The sequence below is a fragment of the Paraburkholderia podalyriae genome, from assembly GCF_014397785.1.
In the GTDB taxonomy this organism is placed as follows: Bacteria; Pseudomonadota; Gammaproteobacteria; order Burkholderiales; family Burkholderiaceae; genus Paraburkholderia; species Paraburkholderia podalyriae.
Genome location: NZ_VZQQ01000158.1, coordinates 1 through 4,023, shown reverse-complemented (window position 1 = coordinate 4,023; position 4,023 = coordinate 1). Strand labels below are relative to the sequence as shown.

Below are 4,023 nucleotides of genomic sequence, written 5' to 3'. Positions count from 1 at the left end.
ACCTTCGGTTGTGACGGCGAGACTTGAATGCATCAGGATGCCGCATTGCGGGCTCGGCTTCGTCCGGCCTCGCCGCTGGGCGGAAGTTATTGCGCTGCCAGCGTATCCGATGAGTTCGGGATGTTCCATTTCGTATGAAAACGTGGTGGTATCCTGAAGTACAAGAATCGGTCCATCGGTCGTGGAAGAACGCTGTGAAGTAGTCCGGAAATGTCCGCTCAGAATGTCCCGCTCACTGACGCGATCATTGTTCATAAAGCGATACGCTGCCTTGGTATTGGCCCAATCCTGGCAGGCGAGTGGAATGGTCTGCCCCATACCCTTCCACAATTGCTCCAGCAGCATTCCAAACCGCTTGCGAAGCCGGATGTCCTGAAACTCGCTGTCCGCAATCTCGCAATTCAGCCAGGATTCAACCTTTGCGCGTTTCGTTCCTGTCATCTATTCAAATAGGAATCCTAAATGCATCCAGGTTAGCAGAATTGAAAATCATCTAGCGGGCCTCCGGCCGCTGCCCTGAAGGGCAGCGGGGTTAAAGTGAGTGTGCCCAATCACCCTACCCGAACGGGAGGCCCGAAATGAAATATTGCGGCATTGACCTGCATTCGACAAATAGCGTGATAAGCGTGACAGACGAGACGGACCGGGTAGTCGCCGAGAAGCGGCTATCCAACGAACTGTCAGGAATTCTCGCGTTTCTCGTGCCCTGGCAGCCAGACCTCGCCGGCGTCGTAATCGAATCGACGTATTATGGACGCTCCGGAATTATGCACGGTTTGTCGGTCATTCTGAGGTGCGACGCCCAATTCCTCTGGGTGCCAGGTAGCGCCTCAACACCGGCCAACCTTGCATAACGGATACTGCTCTTCCCAGATGGCTTCATCGCCATCTCTCAGGAGAGCGATCATGATCACGCCAGTCGTTTCTGAAGTTGTCGTGTGCAATCGCGCACGGTACGGCGCACTTGGACCCGTCGTTGGGGATTTCACCGACTACTTGGGGCGTCACGGATATGCGGGTATTACTAAAGAGAACTATCTGCAATGCGCCTCCCACTTCGGACGGTGGTTGACTGCGCGACGCATCGCTATCAATCACATCGACGAGACAGTGCTGCATCGCTTTCTCACGGAGCACCTTCCCGTCTGTCACTGCAGCAAGCCAAGTCCCCGCACCCCCGCAAACCTTCGCCGTGCGCTGCGTCATCTGCTTCGCATGCTGCGCTCGGAGGGAATCATTCCCTCGACATCAGCGCCGGTTTCCAATTTCATCAGTGAAGAACTTCGGCTCTTTGACGCTTATCTTCAGGATGTGCAGGGGCTGGCACCAGGAACGCGTCTCTACCGTCTGCGCTACGTCCGTGAATTCCTCATTGCCCGATTTGGCTGGAGGCCGATTGCGCTTGAACGCCTCAAGCCAGATGAGATATGTCGATTCGTGACTGATCGCGCCGCGGGCTGCCAACCCCGGACAGCAGGAATCATTGGCGACTGTCTGCGGAGTTATTTGCGTTTCCGTCGCATACACGGACAACCTACCGAACGCCTGATTGCCGCAGTCCCAAGAGTCGCTTACTGGCGTCTAGCGGCGTTACCGGATTCTCTTACCGATTCAGAACTGGCGGGGCTTGTGAATTCCTTCGATCATACGTGTCCAACCGGCCGACGTGACTATGCGATCATTCGCTGTCTGGTGGACCTGGGCCTGCGGGCGAGCGAAGTGGCTTTTATCCAGCTCGATGACTTGAATTGGCGAGAAGGGACGCTCCGGATTGCCAAAGCGAAGGCAAAGCGCACAACACTTCTGCCGTTGCCTTTGGAGACGGGGCGCGCGATCGCTGACTATTTGCGCTTCGGGCGCCCGCGAACGGAAAGCCGCGCACTGTTTGTGCGGCACCGCGCTCCGCGCGATGAACCGGTGGGACCCAGCCTGGTGCGTAATGCCGTACGCTGTGCCTACGCCCGGTGTGGCCTCGCTCAGCGGTGGACCGGAACCCATGTGCTACGCCATTCGGTCGCATCAAGGCTACTCAGGGAAGGGGCAAGTCTCAAAGACATCGCCGATCTACTGCGCCACCGCAACGTCAACACGACGACCATCTATGTCAAAGTCGATCTACCCAGGCTCAACACCGTTGCCTTGCCATGGCCGGGGAGACGCACATGAAGCCCACCACTACCATGGTGTCCCTGGTCGAGGACTATCTCGAATGCCGGCGGCGACTCGGCTTCGCTTTGGAGAGTGAGGAAAGGCGGCTACTGTGCTTTGCACGCTTCGCCGATCAAATCGGTCACCGCGGTCCGATCACGGAAGAACTGGCATTGCGTTGGGCCTGTTCGTCCAGCCGCGCGACAGCCACCACGAGAGCAGGTCGGCTAAAAATCTTGAGCCCGTTTGCCAAGTATCGCCTGCAGTTTGATCCCGCCACCGAAATTGCATCGCCCGGACTCTGTGGACCGGGACATCGACGGTTGACCCCGCATATCTACTCGGAGGAGGAGATCGACGCGTTGCTGGATACTGCGCGACGACTTCCGGCCGCCGGCAGCCTGCGTCCAGTTACCTGTGAAACCGTCTTCGGTCTGCTTGCGGCCACGGGTTTGCGTATCTCGGAGGCGTTGGCCTTTCGGCGCTCGGACGTGGACTTGGAACGCGGCCTGCTCACGATCCGTCAGAGCAAGTTTCGGAAAGCCCGCCAGGTTCCTCTACATCCGACCACCACCGAAGCCCTCCGTGCCTATGCCTGTATTCGGGATAAAAGGCTGCCCGCGTCGACGACCGACACGTTCTTCGTGACAGACCGCGGGAGGCCAGTGAACTATCGTCAAATCGCATATGCCTTCGGCCGTCTTCGAGCACAGCTCGGATGGCAGGCCCGAGGGGGTCACCCGCACCCGCGCATCCACGATCTGAGGCACAGCTTTATCTGCCGCCGTCTTATCGGCTGGTATCAGGAGGGGATCGATGTCGGTAATGCGATGCTGGTGCTTTCCACCTATGTCGGACATACCCAGGTCACCGATACGTTCTGGTACATAACGGCATTACCTGAGCTGATGACCATCGCAGGCGATCGCTTCGAGCACTTCGTTCAAGGAGGCAATCATGCTTGACCTGAACTCATCACCGACGTTTGCGCAATTGCTGCAGCAGTTCTTTATGGAGCGCCTGATACAGCAGCGTAACGCCAGCCCGCGAACGGTGGCTGCTTACCGCGACACTATGAGGCTGCTTCTCGAATTCACCGAACAGCGATTGCATCGGAAACCTGAACGCCTGGAACTCAGCGATATTGATGCACCACTGGTTCTCGACTTCCTCAAGCATCTCGAAGTGATTCGCCAAAACAGCATCCGCAGCCGCAACCTCCGGCTTGCCGCCATTCGCTCGTTTCTGCACTATGCTGCGTCCCGAGTACCAGAATCGCTCGGCACGATTCAACAGGTGCTCGCGATCCCGATGAAGCGTTACGAGCGCCCGCTGGTCCGCTTCCTCTCCCGAGAAGAAATATGCGCCTTGCTCGATGCACCCAACCCCAACACATGGTGCGGCCAGCGCGATCGCGTGATGTTGGCGACCCTCTATAACACCGGCGCTCGGGTATCCGAACTCATCGGCATACGCGTTGGCGACGTCGATCTGGATCGAAGCCCTTCTGTACGTCTTCACGGTAAGGGCCGCAAAGACCGTGTGGTCCCGCTCTGGCGCAGCACCGCAAGCCAGATTCGGCTCTGGCTTCGGCAAATTGGCGCTTCACCCGGACAGTGGCTCTTTCCAAATCGTTCAGGCGGACCGATGACGCGAACCGGAATAACCGATCGCCTTAACCTCGCCTACCAGGCGGTGGAAACTGATTGCGCGGGACTCAAGGGCCAACGCATCTCACCGCACCTGGTGCGACACTATGTGCCCTTCCTGACTATGTCTTGTAATTGAACAATAGCCCGTATTTCTTGGGTAAATGCGTGTTGTGAGATAGAGATAGTCTTGATTCCTTCCATCAGCCCCCGGCGTCCGGGAAGG

Annotated in this window: 4 protein-coding genes; 3 read left to right on the top strand and 1 reads right to left on the bottom strand. The window is 57.7% G+C overall.

The annotated features are described in order from the left end of the window. The coding region (locus F6X42_RS41895; RefSeq protein ID WP_187639625.1) for an IS4/Tn5 family transposase DNA-binding protein at nt 1-441 on the bottom strand (441 nt) is incomplete at its 3' end. 465 nt (nt 442-906) lie between these two features. On the opposite strand from F6X42_RS41895, the gene F6X42_RS41890 reads away from it, so the two are divergent. The 3 genes from F6X42_RS41890 to F6X42_RS41880 are packed head-to-tail and all read left to right on the top strand — an operon-like array spanning nt 907 to nt 3,936. Then, nucleotides 907-2,166 carry a site-specific integrase gene (locus tag F6X42_RS41890; RefSeq protein ID WP_187639624.1) on the top strand — a complete coding sequence of 420 codons (1,260 nt, stop codon included), beginning with the start codon at nt 907-909 and terminating at the stop codon, nt 2,164-2,166. After that, entirely contained in the window at nt 2,163-3,113 is a 951-nt protein-coding gene (locus F6X42_RS41885) for a tyrosine-type recombinase/integrase (protein ID WP_187639623.1), read from the top strand. The genes F6X42_RS41890 and F6X42_RS41885 overlap by 4 nt, the downstream gene beginning before the upstream one ends. After that, on the top strand, nt 3,106-3,936 hold the full coding sequence (locus F6X42_RS41880) for a tyrosine-type recombinase/integrase (protein WP_187639622.1): 831 nt from the start codon (nt 3,106-3,108) through the stop codon (nt 3,934-3,936). The genes F6X42_RS41885 and F6X42_RS41880 overlap by 8 nt, the downstream gene beginning before the upstream one ends. Nucleotides 3,937-4,023 lie beyond the last annotated feature (87 nt).

Excerpts from the sequence above, each read along its gene's own strand:
- F6X42_RS41890 (WP_187639624.1), top strand. The coding sequence starts at position 907 with ATGATCACGCCAGTCGTTTCTGAAGTTGTCGTGTGCAATCGCGCACGG.
- F6X42_RS41885 (WP_187639623.1), top strand. The coding sequence starts at position 2,163 with ATGAAGCCCACCACTACCATGGTGTCCCTGGTCGAGGACTATCTCGAA.
- F6X42_RS41880 (WP_187639622.1), top strand. The coding sequence starts at position 3,106 with ATGCTTGACCTGAACTCATCACCGACGTTTGCGCAATTGCTGCAGCAG.